Raw genomic sequence first — 25,470 nt, 5'->3', positions numbered from 1 at the left:
CTTTCGAAATTCAGGATAAATCCTTCTCGTTAGGGCACCTTACTCGAATAGTGTATGAAAAATCATACAAATTCTTCTCGAAAAGGCACTTTGCTCGAAGGGTGTATGAAATATCATGCAAATTCTTCTCGAAAATCGCACCTCACTTGAATGTTGTATGAAAAATCATACAAACTTCCCCTCGATAAGGTACCTTGTTCGAATGGTGTATGAAATATCATACAAAAAGCTCGTCTGCATGGATGGTTTCGATGACGCAATTCGAAAAATCACACAAGCTTATCCGCCTGTCAGCGGCGTAACCAAGATAGGAACCCGAGCAGGGATCGCGAATCCTGTATGTGAATGGGGCAATGATAGTTTTTTTCGCGATTTGTCGGGCGTATTTTGAATCCTTCGTTCATATTTGTTACTCTATGGAAATAACGAAAGGGGGGGCCTTGGGATGGATTCGTCGACGATCGCATGGCTGCCCGTCGCCGCGGCCGCTCTTCTCGGCGGCTACTCGTTCCTGGTCGAGCCGAGAAGGCGGATCGTCACGCGGCACGAGATTCGTTCGCCCGAGCTGCCCGCGGGGTTCGACGGGAAGAAGATCGTGCAGTTCAGCGACACGCACCTTCTACACTATCATTCGCTGAAGCGCTTCGAGAAGCTCGTAGAGACGATCAACTCTCTCGAGCCGGATCTCGTGGCGTTCACCGGCGACCTGTTCGACGCGGCCTCGAAGAGAACCGAAGGCGATGCGGCCGTCTGTCCTCTCCTTCGGCGCATTCGGGCGCCTCTCGGGAAGTTCGCCGTCTACGGCAATCACGACTTCGGTTACGAGCGGCGCGTCCGGACGGCGGGAGCCTATCTGACCGAAGGCGGCTTCGACGTACTCGTCAACGAGACCCGCGCCGTCTCGCTGCCGAACGGAGACTCCATCACCGTATCGGGGCTGGACGACTACGTCCTCGGGAAGCCCGATCCCCGCGGCGTTCTGTCCAAGCTGCCGGAGAGAGGCTTCCACCTGCTGCTCGCGCACGAGCCGGACGCGGCCGTCGGGCTGGGGGCGTACCCGGTCGCCCTTCAGCTGTCCGGCCACAGCCACGGCGGCCAGGTCTACGTGCCGGGCGTAGGGGCCATTATCCGTACGGAATTCGGCAAAAAATACGTGCGAGGCATGTACTCGTTCTCCTCGCCTTCGAGGCCGGGCCGCCCGTACCGGCTCTACGTCAACCGCGGGATCGGCACGACCCGGTTGAACGTGCGCTTCGGCAACGTGCCGGAGATCGCGGTGTTCACGCTGCGGCGCGCTCCTTCCGAATGAGCGCGCCGTTGCGCGAGCATCGATCGAGAGGGACCCATCCTCGCCTCGCTAAGAGCGGCCGAGCTCCTTCAAGCTGGCGCGAATCGCGTCGAGCAGATCGCGCGAATCCCCGTCCTCGTCGGCCGGCTCGGGCGGGCGCTCGTCCTCCGGCGGCCGGTTCGACAGCTTGGAGGCGACGAGCTTCCTTAAGGCGTCCTGGTAGACGTTCGCATACTGCTTCGGCTCGAAGGGCCCGGACATCGCTTCGATCAGAGCGCCGAGTTCCGCGCTCGCCTCGCCATCCGGGCGCCCGGAAGGAGCCTGCGCGCTGCCCGGAGCGGAGCGAACCTCGTCGGCGTAATGCAGGGTAGTGAGCACGAGCGCGTCATCGGAAGCCCAGAGGCCGGCGAGCTGCCGGACGGATCGGAGCGTGATATACCCGATGCCGATGCGCCCAAGCCGGCGAAGCTGTTCGCCGACGAGAGTTAGCGCATCCTCCCCGACTTCGTCGGCCCCGACGTAATAATGCTTTTTCATCCATAATGCCGGCACTTCGGATGCGCGGGCGAAGCGAACGACCCGGAACCGCTTGTCGTTCTCCGGCGCGATCGACCGCAGCTCCTCCTCGGTCAACGCCACCGGCCTGTCCCCTCCCCGCTGATACGCTCTCTCCAGCTCGTCCGGCTCCACGGCCATGGCGCAATACGCGCAATATTTCAGCTGGGTCACGGCATGCCCGCATTCCTTGTGCCGATTGTGCAAGACGACGGCCTTCTCTTCCGCCGCCGCGTACAGCTTGACCGGTATTCGCAGCCTGGCGATGTGGACCGTCCCTCTCCAGAACGCTTGCATTCGGATCGTCCTCCCGATTAAGATCGCTACTCTCCCATCTATATTTCGGTCGGGCCGATTCTCGAACCGGGAATTGCGCGAGGGATGGCGCTCATGTCGAGGAGCGGCACGATTTCCCTTAAATATAGCAACAGCTCCCGCCGCGGAGGGCGAGAGCTGTTTGGCTTGCTGTTGTCGAATAACCGTGTCTAGGAGAGCCGCCCGCGATTAGCGGCGGACGAAGTAACCGACGAACTCCTTGGAGTCCAGGTCGAAGGCGGCGACGAGCGGCCCGAGCAGTTCGTCTTGATCGGTGCTGTAGGTCACCGTGACGAGCTTGCCGCCGGCGGCTTGAAGCTCCTCGAACTTCTTCTTCTGCTCGTCGGTCGACGGAAGAACCGGAGCGCCCTTGGCGTCTACGATCGCGACGGCGGCTTCTTCCTGCTTCGTCTTCACGTGCGACTTGCTCTCGTCGGCCAGCTGCTTCCAGGCGAGATCGCGGAACTCCTGCTGCGCGGCGGGAGCCAGCGTGTCGGCCTTCGTCAGCTTCACAAGGTAGAACAGCGGGCTCTGCGGCGGGAGGCTCTTCGTCATGATCGGACCGTAGTAGGCGCGGACTTGGTCGCCTTCCTTGAAGTCCGACCAGGACAGCGGCTGCCCTTCGGCGTCGACGAGACGCGTCTCCTTGCCCGCGTTCAGCGTCAGCGACGGCTGTGCGGCTCCGTCCTTCGTCTCGCCGAATTGGACTTGCCATCCGTCGTCGGTCTGCTTGACGGAGAGAATCGCGGATTCTTGGATCAAGCGCTGGGCTTGAACGGTGATGGACGCCGCGTGGGATTGCCCCGGATAGCTCATGGCGACGATCGGGCCGTACTGAGCGAGGATCTGCGCTCCCGGCTTCAGCTCGTCCAGAGGCACCGACTTCCCTTCCGCGTCCTTCACGACCGTGTCCTTGTCGGCGGTCAGGATCATCCAGTTCGCCCCGCCCGTTCCGATCGTGTTGATCTTATAGCTGCCGTCCTCGAGCTTCTGAACGTCTTGGACGATGCCCATCCAGTCGATATAGTCGGCGGCTTCTTCCTCGCCGGTCGTCTTCAATTCGATCGTTTTGTTCTTGGCGTCGTAATGGAGCTCGTAGCCGAGCGCGGCCGCTTCTTCCCGTACGGGCAAGTAAGCCTGGCCGTTCACGTAGATCGGGTGAAGCGAAGTCTTCTCGCCGTCGATCGTAACCGTCACGTCGCTTCTCAGTACCCCGCTCACCTTCTGGATAAGTCCGGTCGCCTGCGCTGCCGCCGTCGTGCCGAGCAGTCCGGCCACCGTCGCGATCGCGATCCATCTCTTCTTGTTCATCGTTGTATGCTCCCTTCCTAGCGAAGAATCGGATTGTGCCGCATCGATGCGGACATCTACCCTAACGCGATCCGGTTCCGAAAGGTTGCACCGATTTCCTCGCGAGAGAATTTTACCCCCGACGGCGTCAACGGCTAACGAATCGAGGAGACGCTATTTCGCCCAAACGCAATTTCGTGCTGGAAGCCCTTTTTTTACCCTCGATCGCCCCAAATAAGTTCGGACCGAAACCGCGAACGTCAACTTCCGCCCCCCCCCCCCGAATAACGAGAGGCCCGTTAGCGAAATGGACTTATGTAGAAAAAATAAAGCGACCGGGCTTCCAAGCCCGATCGCTTCGACGTCTATCCAATGAGCCGAGAATGAGCCGAGAGCCCGCTCAGTTCGTCAAGCCGAGACGGTTGCGCACGGATACCGAATGGCTGCGTCTCTTGTCTTGCCGCCGGTTGCGGTTCTGCAGCGAGACGAGCTTCGAGGTCAACTCCATGAACCACGCTTCGTCCCGCGTCATCAAGGCCAGATCGATCAGATTGCGCAAGCCGCTCTCGTCGTCCGCCGCGTGAATCGGCAAGCCTCTGACCGCGCGGGCCGGCAGGCTGACCTCCTTGCCCACGGCGGCTTCGCTGTCGGATTCGGTTACGCGTACGTCTACGGTCCCCTGGAAGACGTCGATGGATTCGATATAGCCATGCACCAATTCGCCCTGACTCGTATTGCCGGTTACCCAGTCGCCGATTGCATAGTTCATGACCGTCCACCGTCCTCATTGTCGGAATGTTAAGAAAAGTCTAAACGACTCGACCCCCGAAAGCAAATCCCGAAGTCTTACTGTAATAATAATAGTTACAGTACCGAATGTCAATGGCCGGCTCCCTTCATTCCGAGTCATTCCTCGCGAACGCTTGTCCAGCATAAAACTAGCCTGAACTAGCCTGAACTTGACGCGTAAATGGGAGCTTGATTTATATATTTCACCTCTGTTATATTACGTATATGAAATATAAGCCAAGAGAGGTCACTCCATGACTCCCCTTTCGAATGTCGAATTGATGCTGCTGCAATTGATCGCGGAATGCCGTCAAGCGTCGGGTTACGACCTCCTTAAATTAATCGATCGGCGCGGCTATCGGGAATGGGCGAATATCGGCACGACTTCGATCTACGCGGGACTGAAGAAGCTGAACGATAAAGGGTTGATCGAGTCCGAGGAATCCGGCGGGAAGTCCGGCAAGGGACCGATGCCGACCCGGTTTGGCATAACGGAAGTCGGCCGCGAAGCGCTGAGACGAGAGATCATCGCCAGCCTCTCTTCTACGCGAGAGCGCGACAACCGGTTCGATCTCGGGGTGGCCGCATTGCCTTTTGTCGAGAAAGGCGAAGCCGTTGAAGCTTTGCGAGCCCGATTGGATTTTCTTGCGAAGGCTTTGACGAATATAAGACGGAGCTACGAATCGCAAGGCGGGAGTCGATTGCCGCTGCACGTGAGGGCGCTTTTCCTCCATCCCATGAATCTCATCGAGAGCGAGCAAGCGTTCGTCGCCCGATTCATCAGCGAATTGCAGGAGGAGATGAAGAGGCATGCCGACCATCATTGAAGATTTCGTTCCCTACCAAGGAGAACATTGCGAGACGACCGCGATGGGCAACTTGCTTCAATACGCGGGAGTCCGGCTGTCGGAGCCGATGTTATTCGGACTCGGGCAAGGATTGGGGTTTATCTATTGGGATTCGAAGGCGATGGATTTTCCTTTTATCGGGGGAAGGGTGAAGCCGGATGCGCTGGCCGCTTGCCTGGCATCCCGGCTCGACTTGACTCTCAGGGCGCAAGAAACCTCGTCCGTCGATAAAGCGTGGCAGAACGTACGAAGCAGCCTGGAACGCGGAATTCCGGTCGGACTTAAATTGGACTCGTATTATTTGGATTACTTCACGAACAAAGTGCACTTTGCCGCTCACTACGCGACGATATACGGCATGGACGACGAATACGCGTACCTGGCGGATACGGGACAACAGGGCGGGCTCGTCAAGACGCGTCTGGATTCCTTGGCTATGGCCAGGAACGCGAAGGGGCCCATGAGCTCGAGGAACCGTTCCTTCACGATCGAGCCGATCGGCTCCCTCCCTCCGCTTGCGCCCGCTATACGGGCTTCCTTAACGAACAATGCGCAGGACTACTTGAATCCGCCTATTCAAAATATCGGGAACAAAGGCATCCTCAAGATGAGCCGCGAAATTCGGAAGTGGCCGTCTCGAAGCCGGAACTTTGAGCATGATCTGTGCTTGACCGCGTTGCTTATGGAAAGAGCGGGAACCGGCGGCGCTTTGTTCCGGAACCTCTACCGGGATTTCCTGAGAGAATGCGCGGATTGGCTTGGGGATCCGAAAGTGGAGCAGGCCAGCTTGCGGTTTGCGGAGATCGCTCCGATGTGGACCGGCGTCGCTTCCCTGATCGACCGCGCGGGAAGAACGGGGAATCAACAGGAGCTTAACCAAGCTTCCGCGCTATTGCTCGAGATTGCGGATAAGGAACGCGCGGCCATGGAATTATTGTTGTCGTCATCTATGTGAAAAGAATACCGATGCGTAAAAAAAGGGATAGCGGCAAACCGCTATCCCTTCGTGCTTCCCGGGCCCGCATGGTCCCCTTCCGACAGCTTCCCCCGCCCGCCGCGGACGACGAGCCGGTGAACGAAGCCCGCCAGCAGGACGAGAGCCGCCGTCGCGACCGGAAGCCAGCCGATCTCCCAGGCGCCCCACTCCGGCAGCCAGTCCTTCACGACCCGAACGTCTTCCAGCATCTCGCCGGACGTGTAGCCGAGAATGGCCGAGCCGATCCAGACGACCGCCGGGAACCGTCCCAGCACCTTCAGGATGAGCTGGCTGCCCCACACGATGAGCGGAATGCTGAGGGCGATGCCGGCCGCCATGAGCCAGACGTTGTTCTTCGCGATCGAAGCGATCGCCAGCACGTTGTCGAGGCTCATGATCAAGTCCGAGAGCAGGATGATGCCGACCGCCTTGCCGAGCGAGCCGACTCCCTGCACTTCCTTCTCTTCCCCCTCGTCCGTCAGGAGCTGGTAAGCGATATAGAGCAGCAGCAGCGAGCCGACGATCTTGACGGCCGGAATGTCCAGCAGCGCAAGCGCCGCGACGGACAAGACGATCCGCAGGGCGACCGCCCCGATCGCCCCGAGCCAGATGGCCCTTCGCCGCAGATGGGCCGGCAGATTGCGGCTGGCCATGGCGATCACGACCGCGTTGTCGCCGCTAAGCACGATGTTGACGAGCAAGATCTCGGCCAGCAAAAGCAAATTCTCGAGCATAATCCGTCATTCGCCTCGAATCCGGAGAGCCGGGCACTCTCCTGGGGTAGTATCGCCTATGCGTCATAAGTTGTCCCGATTCGCCCTTCCTCCATCATAGCATATCCGCCGAACGAATTCCGGCGTCCGCCCGAGGGAGGCTTCCTCCGCTATTCGTCTTCGGCCCGGCTCTCAGCCGGCTCGAGCAGGAACGAGGCCATCTTGCGGAAGTGATCGCCGCTCGTGTAATGGCCGTTGAACGGATACACTTGCAGCCGCTTCGGCGCTTCGATCCGGTTGTATACGGCGAAGACCGTCTCGGGGAGACAGATCGTGTCCTTCAGCCCGACGGAGACGAAGACCGGCTTCCGAATCCGCTCGGCCAGGTTCAGCGCGTCGAAGTAGCTGAGCGTTCGCAGCACGGCTTCCAGCTTGTCCGGATGACGGGATACGAACTCCGCCGCCTCCGTCAGCGAGCCCGTGGAATTGAGAATCCCGTAATCCATGTGGCACATGTTCGGGATGTCGGCGATTCCCTTCGCGGGAATGTCGCTGAGAGCCAGCGTCATCAGCGTAAGCCCCCCGCCTTGGCTCGCTCCGGCGACGCAGATGCGATCCGGATCGATCTCGGGCTGCTCCGCCGTCCAGCGGACGGCTTGAAGCGCGTCGACCGTAATCGCCCGGTAATAGCTCGTCTTCGGATCGAGCAGCCCTTGCGTGATCCAGCCCCTCGTCATCCCGAACGATTGCGGGAGCAGGTTGCCCGTCTCCCCGCCCTGCCCGCGCACGTCGATCGCGAACACGGCGAAGCCGAGCATCAGCAGGTCCGAATACTGCTCCGGATAGCCCTTGCCGCCGGTATAGCCATGGAACAGGACGACGCAGGGCCGCTTCCCTTCCCCTCCGAACGCGGGAAGCAGGTACCAGCCTTGAATCGGCGTCTCGTCGAAGCCTTCGTAGGTGACGCGGTACGCCTCTATGTACGGCGACAAGGTCGAGGTCCGCTCGCGGACGTCGTTCAGCGGCTTCGCCTTCGCTTCCGCGAGCGTGGCCGCCCAGAACTTCTCCAGATCCTCGGGGGCCGTGCGGTCCGGCCGATACTGCCGCATATCCGCCAGTCTTCTCTCCATGTAGCTCATCGTTCTCTCTCCCCATTCCTCATCTGTCTTCCCGTTTCGTAACCGCTATCTATTTTACGACAATCGCCAGGCTCTTCCCATAAGAAATTCGAGCAAAAAGCCCTATCCGGCGCCGACCGCATTAGACAGACTTCCATCAGATACGTAATGTATCATAAAAACATGTCATGGTCCAAAGGAGAATCTATGATCAGAGCCCCTATCGATAACGGTCCCTTGAAGGTGTTCTATACGGACCCTGCGGCTTCCCTGCATCTCTCCTCTCGTCTCGGAATCTATCTTCAGCGGCTCCGGCCGCATGAACGCATCGCCGTCGTCTGCCTCGGAACGGACCGTTCCACCGGAGACGCTCTCGGCCCGCTGGCCGGAACGGCTCTCGGCAAGTTCCGTTCGTCCGCGTTCGACCTGTACGGCACGATCGCCGATCCCGTTCACGCGATGAACCTGGACTCGACGCTGGAACGGCTGCGCCAGAACACTCGATATCCGTTCGTCATCGGCGTCGACGCCAGCTTGGGCAAGCCGGCCAGCGTCGGCTCGATCCATCTGGACGAAGGCCCGATCCACCCGGGAGCCGGGGTGAACAAGAAGCTGACTCCCGTCGGCGACATTCATCTATCCGGGGTCGTCAACATCGGCGGCATTCTCGATCATTACGTTCTGCAGAGCACCCGCCTCCACGTCGTTATGCGAATGGCCGACCTTATCGCCCGCAGCCTGTACGCCGCCATCCGGACTTACTCGAACGAGAGGGCGGCGGAGTGACGCGGGCGAGTATGGATGCGACGCAATTCTTACGGGCTAGTAATTAATAGAGCTCGATAGTTCCGCCGAAAAGAACAGCTGAATGCTCAGCTGTTCTTTTTGTTATTTTTTCGCTATAAAGGGGCTTCGTGCGAGGAGAGGTCGTTAAACGAACGGGCAGTTCCTATTATGACGATGTTAAGAATACCCGTTCAAGAACTTCTTCATCCGCTTCTCGGTTCCTGTACCTTCTACCGGAGTATACACGGTCATCCTGAAGTCGCCGTATTCGGAAATCGTGAAGGTAGAGTGGACAAATTTCAACGACCCCGCATCGGGAAGAAGAAACTCCTTTATGCCTACTGTATTTGTAGATACGTCGTGCCGCCCCCACAGCTCCCGAAATTCGGCGTTCAGCGAGAACGATGAGGCCTCTAAGCAACGGCAAAACTGTGAAAAAGATCTTCAAGCTATCGAAACTATGGGAAAGGCGCTCGAAGGAACTGGACGCCCGTTTATCGTTACCTCAGGGACGGCATTGGTTATGCCAGGGAAGCTGGCGCATGAAACGGATCGCTCCATCTTTACCCCTCAACAATTTCCGCGCGTTTTAACGGAGCAAGCCGCAGACGCGGTCGCGGCGCGCGGGGTATGTATTAGCGTAGTTCGCCTTTCTCCTACTGTTCACGGAGAAGGGGATCACGGCTTCATCCCATTGCTGATAAACATCGCGCGTGAAAAAGGGATATCAGCTTACATTGGTGAAGGGAATCATCGCTGGAGTGCCGTTCACCGCTTAGATTCAGCTCGACTTTATAGGCTCGCTCTCTCAAACAAAGTACCCGGCGCTCGTTTTCACGCCGTCGCCGAGCCGAGCATCCTTTTCCGCCAGATTGCCGTTGCGATCGGACACGGACTGGGAATACCCGCTGTTTCGATCTCCGCTGATGAAGCATCCGCGCATTTCGGTTGGTTCAGGCACTTTGCCGAACTCGATGCTCCGGTCTCGGCTGAACGAACGCGAGAGCGACTCGGCTGGAATCCATCGCAGCCGACTCTGCTCGATGATATTTTCCATGCAGGTTACTTTCGGTGATCGATCAAAAAAAAGAGGCCCCGGATTGGATCGGCGGCCTCTTCTTCATGCCTTTATTCATCTGGGCGTTCGCATGCAACACTTGCCGTGAAGGCAGCAATGGTTATCCGATTGGACGAAACTTTCCCCCGCCGATTCTCGTCGAATGCAATAGAGATCCGATATTCGCCGAAAAGAGGTAGACCCCGTGACCCGCATGAACCGCACTCCCCACTTGCTCGTAGAACGCGGCTATCCCCACGAACGGGGCGACATCTTGCCTCTCGGCTCCGCTCCGCGCCTCGTGCTGGGACGCAAGGACGAAGGCTGGGAGCCGGACGTTGCCTTCGACAACGCCTTCGTCTCCCGAAGGCAGGCCGAGATCCGGTACGAAGACGGACGGTACTCGATCCTGGACCTCGGCAGCAAGCACGGAACGGCCGTCAACGGCGCCCCGCTGGAGCCGTTCGTGCCGGTCCCGCTCGAGCGCTCCGCCCGGATCGCCTTCGCCCAAGGCCTGGTCCTTCTCGTCTTCGCCCCCGTGCGGATCGGGGAGACGCTCGACCTCTCCCCCTTGAGCCCGCCGGAAGAAGGCGGGCCGGAGGAGGCCCGCTTGCTCGACCCCGTGCGCCAGTCCGTGAGGCTGAACGACGTCAGCTATCGGCTGTCCGAGAAGGAGTACCGCTTCCTCGAGCTGCTCGTTCGCAAGGAGCGGCAGTTCGTCGGGCGCGAAGAGGTCGTCCGGTACGTCTGGCCGGAGAGGACCGGCCCGGATTCCGCGGATTCCGTCAGCCAAGAGGAGATCAACTCCCTGCTGTACCGGATCCGCAAGAAGACGGACCGCCACCTCTCGATCGAGAGCATCCGCGGGAAGGGCTACGTCCTCCAGGATTGATCCTTCCACGCGCTCGAATCTTTAGCGGGATGGATGCTTCAGCGAATACTCGAAGATCCTCTTCACCATCGGGGTGACGTACGCGCTTCCTCCCTTGCCCTGCACGCCTTCGACCATGACGGCCGCGAGCAGCTTCGGATCGGCGGCGTTGAAGCCGACGAACCAGCCGTTCTCCGTGCCGTCGCCGTCCTTCGTCTGCTTGATCTCCGCCGTCCCCGTCTTGCCCGCGATGGACGCTCCCGGGATATACGCGCCGTGTCCGACCCCGTCCGGCTTGCTGACCGCCTCGATCAGGTCCTGCTTCAGCAGCGCGGCGGTCTCCGGCTTCATCGCGCGCTCCTTCCACAGGCGGGGAGCCGTCTCCCCATCCGGGTTCAGCGTCAGCGCGGGCCGGACGACGCTCCCGTCGTTGACGAGGGTCGAATACAGAAGCGCAACGTGCAGCGAGGTCATCATCACTTCCCCTTGGCCGTATCCGGTGTCCGCGAGCAGAATCTCCCCGCGGAGCCCGTCGTTCGCGAGCTGCGACTTGCGGAACGGATATTCGAGCGGCAGGTCCTCCCCGATGCCGAACTTGGCGGCTTCCTCGACGAACTTCTCCGGCCCGATCCTTAACGCCGCTTGCGCGAAGTAGATGTTGTCCGAGTAGATGAGAGCACGGGACAAGTCGACCGGGTTCACCTCGTGGACGCGCTTCACGTAATAGTTGCCCCAGGAAGCGTCCTTCGTCCACTTGAGGCCCGGAATATTCTCCTTCTTCGCCGGATCGAGAGTACCGGTATCGAGCCCCATCGCCGCGGTGATCAGCTTGAACGCCGAGCCCGGAGCGTACCCCTTCGTGAACCGGTTCAGGAACGGATGGCGGGGATCGTCGTTCCACGCCTTATACTGCTCGTCGGACAGGCCCCGCACGAACGCGTTCGGGTCGTAAGACGGAGTGCTGATCAGCGCGAGAATCTCGCCGGAGACCGGCTGGATCGCGGCGGCCGTCGACGATTCCTTCTTGAGCTCGTTGTACATCGCGAGCTGTAGATCGGCGTCGATCGTCAGCCGGATCGTCTCTCCGGCCTCCGCCGGCCGCTCCGCGAGAATCTCCTTCTCCCTGCCGTCCGGCGCCGCGATGAAGATCTTCGCGCCGTCCGAGCCCCTGAGGCGATCCTCGAACACTTGCTCCATGCCGGCCTTGCCGATCAGGTCGCCGACCGCATAGCCTTGATCCTTCTTCTTCTCCAGCTGTTCGGCGCTGATCTCCCCGATATAGCCGGTCAGGTGCGCCGTCGCTTCCCCGTACGGGTACGCCCGGATCTTCTTCCGCTGATAGTCGATTCCCGGCACGTCGGCGAACTTCTCCAGATCCTCCTCGTCGACGACGGCGATCGGGACGAACAGGTCCGGCTTCACCCACTTGGCGCTCAGCTTCTTGTCGATGTCCGCCGCTTCGATCCCGAGCAGCTGCGCCAGCTTCGCCTTCGTCGCTTCCGGCTGGTCGCCCAGCTTCCCCGGAACGATGCCGAGCTGCATCGCCGTTCCGTTCATGGCGAGGCCGTTGCCGTTGCGGTCGAGAATCTCGCCCCGCTCCCCCTTGGTCGTCTGGACGCGGACCTTATCCCCTTCCGCCATGCCCGGGAACAGAAGCGAAGGCTCCCACTCGATGCGCCACTTCTTCTCCTCTTTGCCTTCGGGATTCAAGAGCGTCGTCTTCTTCAGCTTCGCCGCGTTCTCGAACCGGATCGGGCCGGCCAGCGTCTCCATGCCGACGCGGTATTCCAGCGACGTCTCCGTCAGCTCCGCGTCGGGCGAACCCTCGGGAGACGCGGACGTAGCCGGAGACGGGTCGGGAGCGACCGGCTCGACGGTCAGGTCGACCGCTTCGATGCCCTCATAGATTTTCCGATAGCGCTCCGCGAACGCTTCCTTCGTCTGCTTCGCCTGGGCTTCCGGCGTCAGCCGGTCGTACATGGCCTCGAAGTCGAGCTTCTGCCAAGCGGCCAGATAGGCGGCCAGCGCTTCGGACGGCAGCTCCTCCTTGGGCGGTTCTTCTTTATCCTTGCAACCGGCGGCGAACATAAGAATCGTCGTTAGTACGACAACAAGCGCGAATCGTCGGCTCACGTCATCTCCTCCTTGGCGGCCGGATAGGCTCATAGGCTCGCAACCATTCACGCTTATCGTAGTACAATGCGGATCGCCGTACAATAGCAAAAGAATCATAGAATCGTCACAAGGGAAGCGAAAGGCTCCCGCGTCCATTCCACCCGAAAGCCCTTCGCTGCTCTACCGGATCGCTGCATTCCCGAACGGTAGCGCCATTCTCTGTTAGCCTTGGCCCGTCAGGCGCTCCCGGGTATCCGTCTCGCCGCCGCCCAGCCGCTTCTCGAACGTCCGGCGCCAATTGGCCGACAGCTCTCCCACGGCGAGAAGCTTGCGAATTCCCTCGAAATTCCCTTTGTCCCGGTGCATGATCCGGTTGGCATAGTCGACGGTGACGCCGAGCGGGTGTCTCCATGTTCTCGTCAATCCGTCGGCCGGGGAGACGAGGCCTTCCTCCAGCACCCGGAAGTAAAAACCGGTGAAGCCGGTCTCCTGCACCAAGAGCGGCATCTCCGGCTTGCCGTAGCGCATGGACAGCTTGAAGCAGGGCTGCCTCGGCTGGCTGACCTGAACCGACGCCTCGCCCAACCGATAGATATCGCCGATGCAGACGTCCGTTTCCGCCAGCCCCCGTATCGTCAGATTTTCGCCGAACGCGCCGTACTCGAGAGATCGCTGAAGTTCCCGTTCCCAGTACGGATAATGCTCGTGCGGATAGACGCATACGGCTTTGTCCGGACCGCCGTGATGAACGAGGTCGCCTTGCCCGTCCCCTTCGAAGTTCGTTCGCGATAGGAAAAGAGGTTCGTCCGCCGGCGTCTTGAAGAGGCCGGTCGATACTTCCTTCCCGTTAAACGCCGCCGGCTTCGGCTGTCCGATATTCAGCGACACGATCTCTGCCCGTACCATGGCTGCCCCTCCCGTAAACGTCAGTTCTCTATGATTTTCCTTATCATAATCGCAATGGCTCCTCATTTGAAGAGGATCATAAAAAAAGGAACCGCGCGCCGGCGGCTCCTCTGCGTCTTATTCGGTTACTGCCTCCCCCTCCTCCTCGGCTCCCGCGCGATGACCGGGCGAGCTGACGTTCGCTCTCGCCTTCGCCGTAGCTCCCCGGTAACTGACCGCGATCTCGCACGAGCCCGGGCGAATCGCCCGGAGAAGTCCCGCGTAGCTGACCGCGGCGACGGACGGCTTCGCCGATGCGTATGCAGCGTACGCGGTCACGTCCCGTTCGCTGCCGTCCTCGTACGTCGCCGTCACCGCGAACGCGAAGCTCTCTCCGGCCTTGAGCTTCACCTTCTCTTCATTCAGCTTAAGGCCCGTCACCTTCTTCGCCGTGGCGGGCACGGTCACGGGCAGCGTCGCCGTTCCCGTCGTCCCGTCGGACAACCGGGTCACCTGCAGCGCGACCTGAACGACCGTGTCTTCGGCCGGAGGCGCGATCGCTCCGTCCGCTCCGATAACTTCGCTATCCGTGCTCAGGATCGCGATCTGGTAGCCTTCCGGCACGCTGGGCAGCGTAAGCGCGGCTGCGTCCTTCACCGGCGCCGGAATGGCTTCGATGCCGTCCGCGACCTGCTGCGCGGTCTTCTCCTCCGCCACGATCATAATCCAGCTGATCTGCGGATCGGAATTGGACGCCGGAGCGTTCGCCGAGCGGCGTACCGTCACCTCGAACGAGCCGTTCTGCGGCTCCAGCCGCGAATAAGCGAGCACATCCTTGGCGTCGGTGAATACGTAGCGGCTCGTCAACGTCTCGCCGTTGATGAGGATGTCGGCTTGACGGTTGCCTTTGGAATATTGGTACCACGGATCGTACAGGCCGACATAGACCGAATAGCGGCCGCTCGCCAGCTGGTCGAAGCGGTAGGTCAGATCGTCGCCGGAATTGCTCTTCAGATAGCGAAGCGAAGAGAACAGATCCCCGCCGTCGTTGCCCGAGACGGCCGTCGCGTTCCCGACATATCCCCATGCGCGGCCCGCCGAAGGATCGTAAGACTGGTCGATCGCGTCCGGATTGAGAAGCAGATCGCCCAGATACCCGGCCAGCTTCGAATAGTCGCTTGTCGCGGCTCCGCCGGCATGCACGAACAATGTGTTCGTCTCCGGCACGACGTAGATCGGCCGCTCGATCGTCTTGTCGGCCAGCTGCGTCAGCCTGCCCTTCGCCGTGACGACGCCCGGCTTGTCGAAGCCGCCGCTCGCCGTCCAGACGACGGGGGTCGTCAGCGTCGTGCCGTCCGACTTCGTGACCGCCAGAGTATCCGGCAGCTCCGGCGCCCGGCCGAGCGAGGTCTTCTCCGGCAGCTCGGTATCGATTGCGATTTTCCCCATCCGGTCCAGAACGTCCTGCGTCCATTCGTCGTACCAGCGCAGCGTAATCGAATCGTCCTCGCCGAATTCGATCGGCAGCCAGACGTAGCGCGAATCGCCGAGATTGGCGCTGTTCCATCGGTCGCCCATGTAGATGAACTTGCCCGCCGCCGCGTCGACGGGAATGACGTACGTGCTCTGCGAGCCGAACGTCGTCGACGTTCCCGGAGCGAAGTCGCGCATCGGCCTCCACTCGCCGAAGACGCTGTCGGCCACCGTATACTTCGCCGGATTCGGCGACCACCCGGTCGCTCCGGACGTGATCAGGTAATACTTGCCCTCGTACTTGAACATGGCGGGCGCTTCGCGCTGAGCCCCTGGGAACACGCGAACGTAATCGACGCCGTATTCGGCCTTGTACGTCGTATCGCGTTCGGCGTTGCCGTCCTTGTGCCAACCGACGACGTCCGTGTACTCCTCGTTCAGCTTGGAGATGTAGATCGTCATATTCTCCTCGCTCGAATAGATCAAGTACGCGGTGCCGTCGTCGTCCTTGAACAGGTTCATGTCCCTCGCCATGCCGGGCTGGTCGGGCTGGCCGTTGTACTCGGCGTCCTCCGGGGCCCGATCCATCCGGTGGCTCTCCTGGTACACGAACGGACCGGTCGGCGAATCGCTCAATGCGTAGCCGGCTTCGGCCTTGGCGTAATTGGCGTTCGAAGTGGCGGAAGGCCCGTCCGTGTGCATCCACATGACGTATTTGCCGGTCTTGTCGTTATAGATGACTTTCGGACGTTCGATAATCCGGTTCGTGCCGATATCGTTCAGAATATCGGCCTTGTCCGTCCGGCCCGCGTACAGCCGGGAGATGAGCGGATCGTCTTCGAAGTCGTCCATCGATTCGATCGCCGTCAGCGCGAGGCCCTCGTCCTTCCAATTGTACAAGTCCGCCGAGGAGTAGACGCGGACGCCGCGCGCCGGCAGATAGCCGTTCGTCTTGTCCTCTCCGTACCAATAGTAGAGACCGGTGTTCTCGTCGTGGAAAATACCGCCGCCATGCGCCTGAATGACGGCTCCGTTCGTATCCCGCCAGACGGCGCCCGGCTTGTAGGACGAGACGGGCTCGTTCGCGACCAGCTCGGAGACCGCCTTCTCCAGCTTGGCGATGGCGGCGCGAATCCGCTCCTGCACGGCCGGGTCCGCGATATCCGCTCCGCTCTCCGCGAGCGAAGCCGCCAGCGCTTCCGCTTCTCTCGCGGCGGTGTTCACGCTCTCGACGCTGTACGGGGTATACTTCGGATCGGCCGCCTCGGCCTTCGCCGCGTCGATCCTCTCTTGCAGATCGGCGAGCTGCACGACGACGTACTGCCGGACGACGATGTAATTGACGAGAGGATCGTTGTAATTCGTCAGCGTTCCGCTGGAAGGACCTTGAATACGAACGGTCATCTCGCCGTCGGACACGCGGATTTTCCGATACGTGACTTCCTTCTCCGCGTCGTATTCGCCGATCGCGTAATCGCCGGAGACGTTCGTTCCTTCGATGATGAAGTTCTCGCTTCTTCCGCTCCACGGATTTTTGAAGCCCAGCGTCACGTCGTAATCGCCTTCCGGAAGCTCGAAGCGATACTGCAGCGCCTTGTCCCGCGTCTGCGGTCCGTTGTAATACCGAAGCGAGCCCGTCTTGGCCGACGGATCCCGAACAGTCGTCGCGCTCGTCGCCGTGTCGAGCCCCCACTTCTTGCCCGTCGCCGGGTCCGGGCCGTACGTCTGCTCCGTCAAGCTCGCGTATAAGCCGATGCGGTCGCCCGCCTCGGCCGTCGCCGGAGTCGGATCGCCGGCGTTGACGAAGTAGAGGATGTAGTCGTTCTCCCTCAGCTTCTGCTCCCATCCGTCATCCGCGGCGGCCGAAGCCCGAACCGACGGTGCGAAGGACAGCGCGGCGGATGACGCCAGCAGCAGGGAGAAGAACGCCGCCGCCCCTTTTCTTGACTGATTGCGGATGGATCTCATCACTTCTCCTCCTTGTGCGATTGAGAGATTCGGAGGCTGGGAGAGCCTCGTTTGTAAGCGTATTCAAATGTCGGCGCGACGACAAGTGAACTTTTCCGCACTGTATGAACAAACCCGGCTTGCCGGCGAGTGAACCCTTGCGCATCGAGTGAACTTCTTCGACCTTCGTCTTGCCAAGACGGCCGGATCTCTTCCATAATCGGAAGCGAGCGTAAAAACACGGCTCCGGTCGGTAGTCCGGACGCGGAACGCGGCGCGGCGGCAATCGCGCCGATCGCTTCCGTCAGTAACCTTCCCCCCTCGGGATGTCCATCGCTCGATCATGCTTAGAGGGGGCAATACGCATGAAGCTGACCGTTTACCATGACGGACAGTACTGGGTTGGCGTCGCGGAGAGATCGGAAGGCTCGAAGATCAAAGCTTGCCGGCATATCTTCGGCTCGGAGCCGGCCGACGGAGAAGTGATGGAGTTCGTCCAGCGCCGGCTGCTGCCGCTGCTGGAAGGAACGAGGCACGGCGTCGAAGGGCGGGCTCCAGATCCGAAGCGCGTCAATCCGAAGCGTCTCGCGCGGGAAGTCGCCCGCGTGACGCGGGCAAGGGGCGTATCCGCGTACGCCCAGGAGGCGATGAAGCTGGAGCTTGAGGAGCGGAAGAAGGAGCGGCAGCTCCTGAGCCGGCAGCGCCGCGACGAGCTTCGCGAGGCGAAGCGGCAGCTCAAGGTCAAGCAGGCGAAGGAGAAGCGCCGCGGACGGTAAGCTCCTGCGCCGGGCCGGGTAGACAAATATTAGTGAACCGCCGGATGTAATGGCCCCTCGTTGCGGACACGCCAAAACGGTCTCAACAGGGGCAACTTTTTTATCCCCGCCGATAAGGAACACTGCTCTACATGCAGAAGAGCAGTCGCCTGGTCCAATACCGACCGTGACGACTGCCCCCTCTAAACATGAACTTGAGAAAACGAATACCCTAGTCAATCGTAGCTTCCTTCGAGCGACTGGATGACGATTCCCGCGGAATGGGAGCCGGATTCGTCTTGTACGATGCCGGACAGGCTGTACGCCCATGCAATCTGTATCCCTTCAGAGAGAAGGCGTCGATGGCGATCGTCAGCAGCTTGGTTTGGTTGGCGTTGGCGATCGGGGCTTCGCTGGCGTCTATGTAGGTATCCATATGGAAGCTGTCTCCTCTTAATTGAGTCGTGCGGGTCTCCCGTTTAAGCCGTCTTGATCGCCGCAAGAGACCTTGACCTAGTCCCCCATGGCCTTATTCCTCCGCCGCCGTTTCGTTCGAGATCTCGATCAGGTTCCGGTCGGGATCCCGGATGTACACCGATTCGATCGGTCCCGTCGCTCCGGTCCGCCGGACGGGTCCCTCTTCGATGGCTACGCCGCATTCGTTCAGATGCCGGATCACTTCATCCAGCGGAGTATGCGCGAGCAGACATAGATCCGCCGAGCCGGGCGTGGGCGATTGGGCCTTCGGCTCGAATTCCTTGCCGCGTTCGTGCAGATTGATCTTCTGAACGCCGAACTTCAACGCGTAGCGTCCGCCGCCGAAGCGAACGGCCTCCATGCCGAGCACGTCCTCGTAAAATCTCACCGTCGCTTCCAAGTCGCGAACCGTCAGAACGAGATGGTCCAGCCGATCGAGCACGATGCCTTTTGTTGCGTCCATTCAAATAGCCTCCCTCTCCCTGCTTCGTACCATTGTAAGGCGTAGACGAACTAACGACCGTTAGTCCCATAAAATAGGGGATGAATAACCCGTCCATTTTTTCCCAACCGCTACATTGTGCCGATCAGCGCCCCAACAAGGCGGATTTTTTCCGCTTGTTGGCGCCGCTCGGGGCGTGCTGCGCTCCAACAAGACGGTTTTTTCCGCTTGTTGGGTCCGCTCGCGCATTGCCGTGCCCCAACAAGACGGTTTTTTCCGCTTGTTGGAGCCGCTCACGATGCCTGGCTGCCCCCTAGCGGAAGCTCGCCCCAACGGGCGCCGCCTCCGCCGCCGGCATCCCCAGCTTGGCGAAGTATTCGCCGAGGAACCGCTTGAACTCGCGCGCCGCCAGCGACAAGTACCGCTTCTCCAGCCACGCGACGGTGAATTCGCGGGAGCAGACGGGAGCCGCGATCCTCACGAGGCTGAGGCGCGACTTCTCGTCGCCGGGGCACGCCGGCACGAAGGCGACGCCGAGCCCCGCCAGCACGAGACTCTCCAGAGCCGCCGGTTCCTCGATCTCGCAGACGACGTTCCGCTCAAGTCCCGCTCGGCGGCTGAATTCCTCGTTGATTTTCCGGAACGGGTGGCCCTCCTTGTATTCGACGAACGGCTCGCCCGCCGCCTCCTCCAGCCGGATGCTCTCCCGCCCTTCGAGGCGGTGGCCCTTCGGAACGGCCAGACAGATCTCCGCCTTCAGCACGGGAATCTCCCCGATGCCCTCCCGCCCGAGCGACGCCGCCGTGAAGCCCAGATCGACCTCGCCTTCCTCGAGCAGCCGGACCATCTCGTCCTCGGCGGCCGGCGAGATCTGGACGATGCGGAAGTTCACGTCCGGATGAAGCTCCCGGAACGCAGCCAGCGAGCCGGACAGCCGGCTAAGCGTCGTCGTCGCGAGCCGGATGACGCCGCGCTCCGTGCCCGCGAGGTCCGCCACTTCCCTCTTGCCTTCCTCCAACGCGGACAGCGCCGTCTCCACCTTCCTCAGGAACGCCTTGCCGAACGGATTCAGCTTGATCTGCCGGTTCTGCCGGTCGAACAAGGGGACGCCCAGGTCCTCCTCCAGCCGGGAGATCGTCTTGCTGAGAGCAGGCTGGGCGATGCGCAACTCCTGGGAAGCGCGAGTCATATGCTCCAGCCGGGCGACGGTGCGGAAGTAGTGCAGCTGCAGTAGTTCCATCGAATTCCCTCCCGAATCCATATACTGAAGTGTATGGTTTCATACATTAACATATATTTTCATTTATACATTAATCCTAATATGATAATCTTGCAACCCTGAAAGGAGGAAATTTCCATGAACACCCATTCTACGCCATCTCAAGCGACGGCTCATGGCCCCTCGAGCTCCCAGGCGGGCGAGAAGCTCATCCGCATATTGGCCTTCACGCTGATTCTGTCGTCGATGAGCGCCACCATGTTCAACATCGTCCTGTCCCGCATCAGCGAACAGTTCGAGCTCAGCTTCTCCCAAGTGAGCTGGGTATCGGCCATCTACTCGCTGATCTACGCGATCGGCTCGGTCCTATACGGCAAGCTGGCCGACTCCTACCGGTTGAAGGACTTGATGACGTTCGGGCTCGTCCTGTTCTTCGCCGGCTCGATGGTCGGACTGGCCGCCCAGGAATACTGGATGGTGCTGCTGGGACGAATCCTTCAAGCCGCCGGCGCGTCGGCGATTCCCGCGGCGGCGATGATCATTCCGGTCCGCTACTTCCCGGCCGAGAAGCGCGGCCGCGCGCTGGGCATCTCGGCGACGGGGCTGGCGCTGGGCGGCGCCCTCGGTCCCGTCGTCTCGGCGCTGATCGCCGGGTCGCTCCATTGGCGTTGGCTGTTCTGCGTCCCGCTGCTCGTTCTGCTCACGCTGCCTTCCTACCGCAAGTACTTGGGAGACGAGAAGGGACCCGGCGGGAAAATCGACTGGCTCGGCGGCGCCCTGCTCGCGGCGACGGTTGCCCTGCTTCTGCTCGCGGTGACCCAAAGCAGCTGGCCGCTCGCGGGCGGAAGTCTGCTGGCGTTCCTCCTGTTCGCCCTGCGGATCCGCACCGCCGCCGTCCCCTTCGTTCAGGCCCGGCTGTTCCGCAACAAGCGCTATTCCGCGGGCCTGACGATGGCCGTCGTCATTATGGGAACCGGCTATACGCTTCCGTTCCTGACGCCGCAGCTGCTCTCCGACGTCCACCGGCTCAACCCGGGGTGGATCGGCCTCGCGATGGTTCCGGCCGCCGCCGTGTCGGCGATGCTCGGAAGACGGGGAGGCAAGCTGGCGGATGCCAAGGGCAATTCGTACCTTTTCCACTTGGCTTCGTTCTCCCTGCTGCTCTGCTTCGCCTTGCTGTCGACCCTCGCCGGAGCCTCGGCGTGGCTCGTCGCGGCCATCCTGATCCTCGGCAACGTAGGCCAGATGTTCATGCAGATCTCCCTGTCCAACGCGATCTCTCAAACGCTGCCGAAGGATCAGGCCGGGGTCGGCATGGGGCTGATGACGCTGCTGAACTTCCTGGCGGGCGCCGTCTCGACCGGCGTCTACGGAAGAATCGTCGATCAGGGCGCCGCGAGCGGCTGGAACCCTCTGAACTCGACTCCGAGCGCCAACGTGTACAGCAACCTCTACTTGACGATCGCGGCGGTGCACCTTGTTGTTCTGCTGTTCTTCCGGGCCGGGTTCCGGGAGAAGAGAGCTGCCGTCGCGGCGGCGGACGTACGAAGCTAACCGTCAGACGCCAAACGGGACGATCGCGATCGATTCGCGAACGTCCCGTTTTTTTAACGAGAAAAGCCGCTTCAAGAAGCGGCATCGTCCAGTATCGCCTGCCAGCCGGCTTATTGCAGCTCGAGCTCGTTGGTTGCCTCCGCATCGAAAGCTTCGGCGACTCGAGTCCCGTTATCCTGGCTGGCGAAAGTTACGGTCGATTTCCGTCCGTCGCCAAGAGTGAACGCGATCAATTCGTTCGTCCTGACATCATCGCAATCGCCGCTAAAATCAAATCCGAAACTTCCATCTGTCGCTTCCATGCCAACCGTCGTTGGCGAAACACCACTTCGTAATAGGCTCCGCCGCCGTCCAATACTCCCGCGCTTGTTCGACGGGGACCTGAACGGTCGTCTCGACTGTGATCGGAACCGGCTTATCCGCTCCCATTCCGATACCTCCGGAAAAATAGAATTTTACCTCCACCTATAATAGTTTCTTCTAGTTTGCTAATGTCAGGAAAACGAATCTCTCTTCAATCGCTCCATCGCGATCCGGATAAACGAATTCGCGACATGGCCGAGGTACTTGTCCGATCTGTGGAAGATGGCCATCCGGCGGGTCGGCGGATCGTCTCGGATCGGAATGAACCGAAGCGCCGGGTCGCCTACCGATTCGACGAGGTCGGCCGTCTGAACGGACGCGCCTACGCCCTCGGCGACGAACCGGAACAACGACGGGTTCGACGTCGTCTCGACGATCGCGTTCAGCTCGAAGCCTTGCCTGCGGCACGCGTCCTCCACCAGCTCCCTCCCCCAGAATCCTCTCGGGTAGATCACGATGGGCAGCCCCTTCAGCTCGTCGAGCGCGACCGAGTCGCGGCCGGCTAGCTCGTGGCGCTCCGAGACGACAAGGCCGTATGTCTCTTCCGTCAAAGGCAGTACGGTCAGCCGGTCGTCGGGCATCGGCATAAGCGAGACGGCGATGTCGAGCGTCGCGTCCAGCACCATTTTGACGAGCTCGACCGAGGCATGGATTCGCAGCCCAACCTTGGGGAAGCGGCGGTGAAAATCGATAAACAATGGCGTCAGCCGGTAATCCAGCTCCGACGGAAGAACGCCGACCGCGAGACGCCCTCCCTGGTGATGGCGCAGCTCGGCCAGCTCGTCGTAAGCGTTCTGCAGATCGGCGAGCAGATTCCGGCTGTGCTTCTGAAGGATGTGGCCCGCGATCGTCAGGGAGATTCGCTTGCCCAACCGGTCGAAGAGGGGAGCGCCGATCTCCTCCTCGAGCGCCTTGATCTGCAGGCTCAAATTCGGCTGGGAGATGCCGAGCTTCTCCGCCGCCTTGGAGAAGTGCAGTTCCTCGCAAACCGCGATGAAATACTCCAGCTGTCTCAATTCCATTCGGGTTAGCTCCAATCATTTGTTTTGCAAATGATAATAATTTATTTCATTGAATTGATCAATAGATGGCAAGGCCTTATGATGACTTCACCAAGTTCCAGACAAGGAGACACGATTATGAGACAACACCGTCCGCTGCTCCTCGGCCTCGCGATGTTCCTCGCGTCGCTCAATCTGCGCCCCGCCATCAACGCGGTCTCTCCCATTGTTCAGACGCTTCGTTCCGATCTCGGCATGAGCGCCTCCGCGGCCAGCCTGCTGACGGCGATTCCCGTGCTGTGCATGGGAATCTTCTCTCCTCTCGCGGTGCGCTGGGGGCATCGCCACGGGATCGAACGCGTCATCGCCTGGTCGCTCGCCGTTATCGGGGCGGGCAACGCCCTGCGGCTCGTCGCCCATTCCGCCTTCTTCCTCATGCTGACCGCGTTCATTGCCGGCGTCGGCATCGGGGCGATCGGACCGCTGCTGTCCGGCTTTATCAAGGAGCGGTTCCCTGCCCGAATATCCTCCATGATCTCGCTCTATACGATCGCTCTCGCCGTCGGAGCGACCTCTTCATCCTGGTTATCGGTTCCGTTGCAGACCGGAATGCGTTCGTGGCGAGGTTCGCTCGCGATCTGGGCGATCCTGGCGTTCGTCGCGCTGGCGGGCTGGACGCGGATCGTTCTACGAGATCGTGCCGATTCAACCGCATTGGTCTCGTCCGGCGCTTCCCATGCTTCCAATGCTTCCAGTGCTTCCGGCGCTTCCAATGTTCCCGGCTCTTCCGGCGCTTCCAATGTTCCCGGCTCTTCCGGCGCTTCCTGCGCTTCCCGCCGCTCGAAGCTGCCTTGGGGCAGCGGCCGGGCTTGGCTGCTAACCCTCTCCTTCGGAGCGCTTGGAATGCTGTTCTATTCGCTTACCGCCTGGCTGCCGCCGATCGTCGAGAACATGGGCTATGGACGGGAATATGCGGGCAACATGCTGACCTTGTTCTCCCTGATGCAGATTCCGGTCGGATTGCTGTTCCCGCTGCTTCTTAAGCGGGTTCCGTCCCGCCTCTTCTGGCTGCTTCTCGGCTCCGGCTTCCTGCTCGCCGGGTTCGCCCTGCTCGAACTGTCGGCGCCGCCATGGATAGCGGTCGCTCTTATCGGCGTCGGACCCGGCGTCCTGTTCCCGCTCAATCTGATGCTCCCGATCGAGGAAGCCGACGACGCCGGCCAAGCGGCCGCCTGGTCGGCCATGACCCAATCCGCGGGTTACGTCATCGGCGCCCTCGGTCCCGTCCTGCTCGGCTGGCTGCACGACGCGGCGGGCGGCAGCGACGCCTGGCTGATCGCGGGCTGGATCGCGATCGCCGCGATCATGGTCGCCATCCAGCTCGCGATCTCGCTTCGGGCGCGCGGCGACCGGAGGAGCCGCGTGCCGGCGGTCCGGTAAGGCGAGGGTTACAGCCAAACATGCATCCGGTCTAGGACATGCGCTATTCGCATACGTAATGGGAGAAGGAAGGAGGCGATTCCGACGATAACGATAGCCGGCGCCGAGACGAACGTCGATACGTCCTCGTGGCCGCCCGTCGCGCGCCAAGTGTACGAGCGGAAGCGAGCGAGTCCGACCGTCTATGCGTATCCGTCTGCGGGGCAGCTGCGCCACGAGATGGAGCTGCGGGCCGCGATCGTCTCCGCCGCGGAGGCGCTCGCCGGCAGCGGGCTGCGCTTCGAAGATTTCGACAAAGCCGCGTGCAACGAACAGCTATGGCATTTGACGAAGGAAGGCGGCTTCCGCATCCGGGAGGACGCCGCTCCGGCCAATGGCATCCGGGATATATTCTCGAACGGATGGCGGTATGCGACCGAGTGCGCGACGGCGACCGTCATCGCGGTATACCGAGGCGTTCTCGCGACGATGCGGGAGCCCGACTTCAACAGCCTTTTCTCCGGACTGCTGCTGTACGACTGGCATACCGACTCGGATCTGAGGCTGACCGTTCGCCAAGACGCCAAGGAGTCGTTCCCCGGGGACCTCCTCTACTTCGCCAACCCCGACTTCGATCCCGACGACGCGATCTGGCGCGGCGAGAACGTCGTCAAGATCTCGGATAACCTGTATTACGGCCATCCGTTCGGCATCGTGCCGGGAGAGACGATCGTCGCGGGGCTGAACCGGCACCGGCGCCCGGGCAGCAGCGTCTCGGCCTACTTGAAGGACGACGTCGTCTATCCGGACTACGCGTATTTGTCGCAATTCGCGGCGGTCGGCGATCCGCGCCGCATCTTCGCTCGCATCGGAAGCAGACGTTACGTGTGGTGATAAAAACGGCTTCAAGATGGCGTCTTGATTGAATGTTGTACGAAAAATCATACAAAAGTTGCTTCAAGATGGCGCCTTGCTTGAATGTTGTACGAAAAATCATACAAACTTTGCCTCAAGAAGGCGCCTTGCTTAAATGTTGTACGAAAAATCATACAAATGGCTTCAAGAAGGCGCCTTGCTTAAATGTTGTACGAAAAACCATACAAAATTCATTTGCCTTGTTTTTCCGACGGTGCTGTTCGAAAAATCACACAAGTGAATCCGTCTGCGATAACGGAGCTTGTAAGTAAATGGGGCATTCTAGAGTAAAGGGCTGA

23 protein-coding genes are annotated in these 25,470 nt (G+C 60.7%); 10 read left to right on the top strand and 13 right to left on the bottom strand.

Annotated elements, in window-relative coordinates:
• Nucleotides 1-445: 445 nt before the first annotated feature.
• Nucleotides 446-1,309 carry a metallophosphoesterase gene (locus tag H7B90_RS23255; RefSeq protein ID WP_185138289.1) on the top strand — a complete coding sequence of 288 codons (864 nt, stop codon included), beginning with the start codon at nt 446-448 and terminating at the stop codon, nt 1,307-1,309.
• Between the two features lie 48 nt (nt 1,310-1,357).
• Here the strand turns inward: H7B90_RS23255 and ku are convergent, their stop codons facing one another.
• From ku to H7B90_RS23240, 3 genes are all read right to left on the bottom strand, one after another.
• Nucleotides 1,358-2,140: a non-homologous end joining protein Ku gene (gene ku, locus H7B90_RS23250; RefSeq protein WP_185138288.1), complete on the bottom strand. Its 783-nt coding sequence runs from the start codon at nt 2,138-2,140 to the stop codon at nt 1,358-1,360.
• Nucleotides 2,141-2,347: 207 nt separating this feature from the next.
• Nucleotides 2,348-3,469, bottom strand: coding sequence for a stalk domain-containing protein (locus H7B90_RS23245; RefSeq protein WP_185138287.1), 1,122 nt, complete (start codon nt 3,467-3,469; stop codon nt 2,348-2,350).
• 379 nt (nt 3,470-3,848) lie between these two features.
• Nucleotides 3,849-4,217: an IDEAL domain-containing protein gene (locus tag H7B90_RS23240; protein WP_185138286.1), complete on the bottom strand. Its 369-nt coding sequence runs from the start codon at nt 4,215-4,217 to the stop codon at nt 3,849-3,851.
• A 274-nt stretch (nt 4,218-4,491) separates the two neighbouring features.
• Between H7B90_RS23240 and H7B90_RS23235 the strand changes: the two genes are divergently transcribed.
• A complete protein-coding gene (locus H7B90_RS23235) occupies nt 4,492-5,064 on the top strand; it encodes a PadR family transcriptional regulator (RefSeq protein WP_185138285.1) in 573 nt (190 codons plus the stop codon).
• Nucleotides 5,048-6,040, top strand: a complete 993-nt coding sequence (locus H7B90_RS23230; protein ID WP_185138284.1) for a BtrH N-terminal domain-containing protein — start codon at nt 5,048-5,050, stop codon at nt 6,038-6,040. Before H7B90_RS23235 ends, H7B90_RS23230 begins: the two co-directional genes overlap by 17 nt.
• Nucleotides 6,041-6,081: 41 nt before the next feature.
• On the opposite strand, the gene H7B90_RS23225 is transcribed toward H7B90_RS23230, so the two are convergent.
• The gene (locus H7B90_RS23225) at nt 6,082-6,795 is read right to left on the bottom strand and encodes a TerC family protein (protein ID WP_185138283.1); all 714 of its coding nucleotides are present in this window, start codon (nt 6,793-6,795) and stop codon (nt 6,082-6,084) included.
• A gap of 149 nt (nt 6,796-6,944) precedes the next feature.
• Nucleotides 6,945-7,913 (bottom strand): acetylxylan esterase, encoded by a 969-nt coding sequence (locus H7B90_RS23220; RefSeq protein WP_185138282.1) that lies wholly within the window; start codon nt 7,911-7,913, stop codon nt 6,945-6,947.
• A 186-nt stretch (nt 7,914-8,099) separates the two neighbouring features.
• Here H7B90_RS23220 and yyaC point away from each other — a divergent pair, with 186 nt between their 5' ends.
• Complete coding sequence (yyaC, locus tag H7B90_RS23215; RefSeq protein ID WP_185138281.1) at nt 8,100-8,678, top strand: spore protease YyaC; 579 nt, start codon at nt 8,100-8,102, stop codon at nt 8,676-8,678.
• 177 nt (nt 8,679-8,855) lie between these two features.
• Here yyaC and H7B90_RS33745 read toward each other — a convergent pair whose 3' ends face one another.
• Complete coding sequence (locus H7B90_RS33745; protein WP_376701751.1) at nt 8,856-9,014, bottom strand: hypothetical protein; 159 nt, start codon at nt 9,012-9,014, stop codon at nt 8,856-8,858.
• On the opposite strand from H7B90_RS33745, the gene H7B90_RS23205 reads away from it, so the two are divergent.
• Nucleotides 9,013-9,753 carry an SDR family oxidoreductase gene (locus tag H7B90_RS23205; protein ID WP_185138280.1) on the top strand — a complete coding sequence of 247 codons (741 nt, stop codon included), beginning with the start codon at nt 9,013-9,015 and terminating at the stop codon, nt 9,751-9,753. The genes H7B90_RS33745 and H7B90_RS23205 overlap by 2 nt on opposite strands.
• Nucleotides 9,754-9,949: 196 nt before the next feature.
• Nucleotides 9,950-10,627 carry an FHA domain-containing protein gene (locus tag H7B90_RS23200; protein ID WP_260411167.1) on the top strand — a complete coding sequence of 226 codons (678 nt, stop codon included), beginning with the start codon at nt 9,950-9,952 and terminating at the stop codon, nt 10,625-10,627.
• A 21-nt stretch (nt 10,628-10,648) separates the two neighbouring features.
• Here the strand turns inward: H7B90_RS23200 and H7B90_RS23195 are convergent, their stop codons facing one another.
• The 3 genes from H7B90_RS23195 to H7B90_RS23185 form a co-directional block, all read right to left on the bottom strand.
• Entirely contained in the window at nt 10,649-12,739 is a 2,091-nt protein-coding gene (locus H7B90_RS23195; protein WP_185138278.1) for a penicillin-binding transpeptidase domain-containing protein, read from the bottom strand.
• A 204-nt stretch (nt 12,740-12,943) separates the two neighbouring features.
• Entirely contained in the window at nt 12,944-13,627 is a 684-nt protein-coding gene (locus tag H7B90_RS23190; protein WP_185138277.1) for an MOSC domain-containing protein, read from the bottom strand.
• A gap of 117 nt (nt 13,628-13,744) precedes the next feature.
• On the bottom strand, nt 13,745-17,047 hold the full coding sequence (locus tag H7B90_RS23185) for a family 43 glycosylhydrolase (RefSeq protein WP_185138276.1): 3,303 nt from the start codon (nt 17,045-17,047) through the stop codon (nt 13,745-13,747).
• Between the two features lie 344 nt (nt 17,048-17,391).
• Here H7B90_RS23185 and H7B90_RS23180 point away from each other — a divergent pair, with 344 nt between their 5' ends.
• A complete protein-coding gene (locus H7B90_RS23180) occupies nt 17,392-17,802 on the top strand; it encodes a YjdF family protein (RefSeq protein ID WP_185138275.1) in 411 nt (136 codons plus the stop codon).
• Between the two features lie 211 nt (nt 17,803-18,013).
• Here the strand turns inward: H7B90_RS23180 and H7B90_RS23175 are convergent, their stop codons facing one another.
• The 3 genes from H7B90_RS23175 to H7B90_RS23165 all read right to left on the bottom strand — a co-directional run bounded on the left by H7B90_RS23175 (nt 18,014) and on the right by H7B90_RS23165 (nt 19,940).
• Nucleotides 18,014-18,217, bottom strand: a complete 204-nt coding sequence (locus H7B90_RS23175; RefSeq protein ID WP_185138274.1) for a hypothetical protein — start codon at nt 18,215-18,217, stop codon at nt 18,014-18,016.
• A 93-nt stretch (nt 18,218-18,310) separates the two neighbouring features.
• Nucleotides 18,311-18,721: a VOC family protein gene (locus tag H7B90_RS23170; protein WP_185138273.1), complete on the bottom strand. Its 411-nt coding sequence runs from the start codon at nt 18,719-18,721 to the stop codon at nt 18,311-18,313.
• A gap of 292 nt (nt 18,722-19,013) precedes the next feature.
• Nucleotides 19,014-19,940 (bottom strand): LysR family transcriptional regulator, encoded by a 927-nt coding sequence (locus tag H7B90_RS23165; RefSeq protein ID WP_185138272.1) that lies wholly within the window; start codon nt 19,938-19,940, stop codon nt 19,014-19,016.
• 117 nt (nt 19,941-20,057) lie between these two features.
• On the opposite strand from H7B90_RS23165, the gene H7B90_RS23160 reads away from it, so the two are divergent.
• Nucleotides 20,058-21,473: an MFS transporter gene (locus H7B90_RS23160; RefSeq protein WP_185138271.1), complete on the top strand. Its 1,416-nt coding sequence runs from the start codon at nt 20,058-20,060 to the stop codon at nt 21,471-21,473.
• 494 nt (nt 21,474-21,967) lie between these two features.
• Here H7B90_RS23160 and H7B90_RS23155 read toward each other — a convergent pair whose 3' ends face one another.
• Nucleotides 21,968-22,858, bottom strand: a complete 891-nt coding sequence (locus H7B90_RS23155) for a LysR family transcriptional regulator (protein ID WP_185138270.1) — start codon at nt 22,856-22,858, stop codon at nt 21,968-21,970.
• 117 nt (nt 22,859-22,975) lie between these two features.
• Here H7B90_RS23155 and H7B90_RS23150 point away from each other — a divergent pair, with 117 nt between their 5' ends.
• Together H7B90_RS23150 and tgl are read left to right on the top strand one after the other, a co-directional pair.
• The gene (locus H7B90_RS23150) at nt 22,976-24,277 is read left to right on the top strand and encodes an MFS transporter (protein ID WP_185138269.1); all 1,302 of its coding nucleotides are present in this window, start codon (nt 22,976-22,978) and stop codon (nt 24,275-24,277) included.
• Nucleotides 24,278-24,301: 24 nt separating this feature from the next.
• Nucleotides 24,302-25,150, top strand: a complete 849-nt coding sequence (gene tgl / locus H7B90_RS23145; protein WP_311772792.1) for a spore coat transglutaminase TGL — start codon at nt 24,302-24,304, stop codon at nt 25,148-25,150.
• Nucleotides 25,151-25,470: the final 320 nt, after the last annotated feature.

It is taken from the genome of Cohnella xylanilytica (assembly GCF_014212175.1).
GTDB lineage: Bacteria > Bacillota > Bacilli > Paenibacillales > Paenibacillaceae > Cohnella > Cohnella xylanilytica.
This window is presented reverse-complemented; position numbering and strand designations above follow the sequence as displayed.

Bases quoted from the DNA above. Each gene is read 5' to 3' on its own strand.
- H7B90_RS23240 (WP_185138286.1), bottom strand. From the start codon at position 4,217: ATGAACTATGCAATCGGCGACTGGGTAACCGGCAATACGAGTCAGGGC.
- H7B90_RS23165 (WP_185138272.1), bottom strand. From the start codon at position 19,940: ATGGAACTACTGCAGCTGCACTACTTCCGCACCGTCGCCCGGCTGGAG.
- yyaC (WP_185138281.1), top strand. From the start codon at position 8,100: ATGATCAGAGCCCCTATCGATAACGGTCCCTTGAAGGTGTTCTATACG.
- H7B90_RS23185 (WP_185138276.1), bottom strand. From the start codon at position 17,047: ATGAGATCCATCCGCAATCAGTCAAGAAAAGGGGCGGCGGCGTTCTTC.
- H7B90_RS23180 (WP_185138275.1), top strand. From the start codon at position 17,392: ATGAAGCTGACCGTTTACCATGACGGACAGTACTGGGTTGGCGTCGCG.
- H7B90_RS23190 (WP_185138277.1), bottom strand. From the start codon at position 13,627: ATGGTACGGGCAGAGATCGTGTCGCTGAATATCGGACAGCCGAAGCCG.
- ku (WP_185138288.1), bottom strand. From the start codon at position 2,140: ATGCAAGCGTTCTGGAGAGGGACGGTCCACATCGCCAGGCTGCGAATA.
- H7B90_RS23230 (WP_185138284.1), top strand. From the start codon at position 5,048: ATGCCGACCATCATTGAAGATTTCGTTCCCTACCAAGGAGAACATTGC.
- H7B90_RS23225 (WP_185138283.1), bottom strand. From the start codon at position 6,795: ATGCTCGAGAATTTGCTTTTGCTGGCCGAGATCTTGCTCGTCAACATC.
- H7B90_RS23200 (WP_260411167.1), top strand. From the start codon at position 9,950: ATGAACCGCACTCCCCACTTGCTCGTAGAACGCGGCTATCCCCACGAA.
- H7B90_RS23205 (WP_185138280.1), top strand. From the start codon at position 9,013: ATGCCTACTGTATTTGTAGATACGTCGTGCCGCCCCCACAGCTCCCGA.
- H7B90_RS23235 (WP_185138285.1), top strand. From the start codon at position 4,492: ATGACTCCCCTTTCGAATGTCGAATTGATGCTGCTGCAATTGATCGCG.
- H7B90_RS23220 (WP_185138282.1), bottom strand. From the start codon at position 7,913: ATGAGCTACATGGAGAGAAGACTGGCGGATATGCGGCAGTATCGGCCG.
- H7B90_RS23155 (WP_185138270.1), bottom strand. From the start codon at position 22,858: ATGGAATTGAGACAGCTGGAGTATTTCATCGCGGTTTGCGAGGAACTG.
- H7B90_RS23150 (WP_185138269.1), top strand. From the start codon at position 22,976: ATGAGACAACACCGTCCGCTGCTCCTCGGCCTCGCGATGTTCCTCGCG.
- H7B90_RS23245 (WP_185138287.1), bottom strand. From the start codon at position 3,469: ATGAACAAGAAGAGATGGATCGCGATCGCGACGGTGGCCGGACTGCTC.
- H7B90_RS23170 (WP_185138273.1), bottom strand. From the start codon at position 18,721: ATGGACGCAACAAAAGGCATCGTGCTCGATCGGCTGGACCATCTCGTT.
- H7B90_RS23160 (WP_185138271.1), top strand. From the start codon at position 20,058: ATGAACACCCATTCTACGCCATCTCAAGCGACGGCTCATGGCCCCTCG.
- H7B90_RS23175 (WP_185138274.1), bottom strand. From the start codon at position 18,217: ATGGATACCTACATAGACGCCAGCGAAGCCCCGATCGCCAACGCCAAC.
- H7B90_RS23255 (WP_185138289.1), top strand. From the start codon at position 446: ATGGATTCGTCGACGATCGCATGGCTGCCCGTCGCCGCGGCCGCTCTT.